The organism is Segatella copri, assembly GCF_003465495.1.
GTDB classification, from domain to species: Bacteria; Bacteroidota; Bacteroidia; order Bacteroidales; family Bacteroidaceae; genus Prevotella; species Prevotella copri_G.
Window position 1 is genome coordinate 1 of the sequence record NZ_QSAV01000125.1, and the last position, 957, is coordinate 957.

2 protein-coding genes are annotated in these 957 nt (G+C 45.4%); both read right to left on the reverse strand.

Annotated elements, in window-relative coordinates:
- Positions 1 to 263 (reverse strand): hypothetical protein (locus tag DWV53_RS15380; protein WP_118155487.1); only part of this gene is annotated, 263 nt, incomplete at its 3' end.
- A gap of 33 nt (positions 264 to 296) precedes the next feature.
- Complete coding sequence (locus DWV53_RS15385) at positions 297 to 827, reverse strand: hypothetical protein (protein ID WP_118155489.1); 531 nt, start codon at positions 825 to 827, stop codon at positions 297 to 299.
- Between the last annotated feature and the right edge of the window lie 130 nt (positions 828 to 957).

Below are 957 nucleotides of genomic sequence, written 5' to 3' on the forward strand. Positions count from 1 at the left end.
GTGCGCACCACGGCATGCTTGGTCTTGAAGATTTCCTCGAAGATCTTCTCGCCCGTACGCTCGTAAGGCTTGAAGTCGAACTCGTCGCCTCCCTTCTCGCCAGAGCAAACCATTCTGCCCGGTATCACCTTAGGCTGTTCGCAGATAACCTCGGTATCGTTCCATGGCGCCTTGCGGAAGGCGATGGTACCGTGTTCTTCACTGATGATGGCTCCGTCCACCTTCTGGGCGTTGAGGAGCTGCTTCTTTGCTGCTTGTTTCATAATCGTAATAACTTGTTTAAAAGATGAATAATGTCAGTTGATTCTCATATCGTTGATATACAGGCCGTCGGCAGCATATCGGATGTCCATCGGTTTTTCCAGAGGGTCATAACAGACTCTTTTCATCATGACACATTCATAACGCCAACATCTGTCCTCGTCCTCCATCACAGGCTGGATAAAATCCTTGACCCACTTGTAAAACAACTTACGCTCAGGATCTTTCGAACAGCCTATGGTCATATCTCTCACCACCTGAGAATCTACAAATATCATACTTCTCCAAGCTATTCTACAATTTCGTTCCACCTTGTCAGCATTGCCAAAGAATTCACCGAAAAACAAACGCTGTTTATATTTCTTCGGAACCTTTTTGTTTTCCGCTTCCACATATATTTCGACCACTTTCCCCTCCGTTTCGGCTAATACTGGGAACAATTTATCTCTGCCGATATCTGTGATGGCAACCAGGTCCTCGATACAAAAGAACAGTCCTTCGCCGTTGTTCACCACTCTCAATCCGCCATACTGCGGATGATAAAACACATAAGCATTTTCTGCCATATCAATATATCATATTAAAGGGTTGGACTGCGAGTTATTCGCCTAATTTCAGTTTCAGGAACGGTACCGGATTCCTATAAACAAAAAACGCCCGCAACCAGACTTTACTTGTCTGATTACGGGTGCAAAG

Excerpts from the sequence above, each read along its gene's own strand:
- DWV53_RS15385 (WP_118155489.1), bottom strand. The coding sequence starts at position 827 with ATGGCAGAAAATGCTTATGTGTTTTATCATCCGCAGTATGGCGGATTG.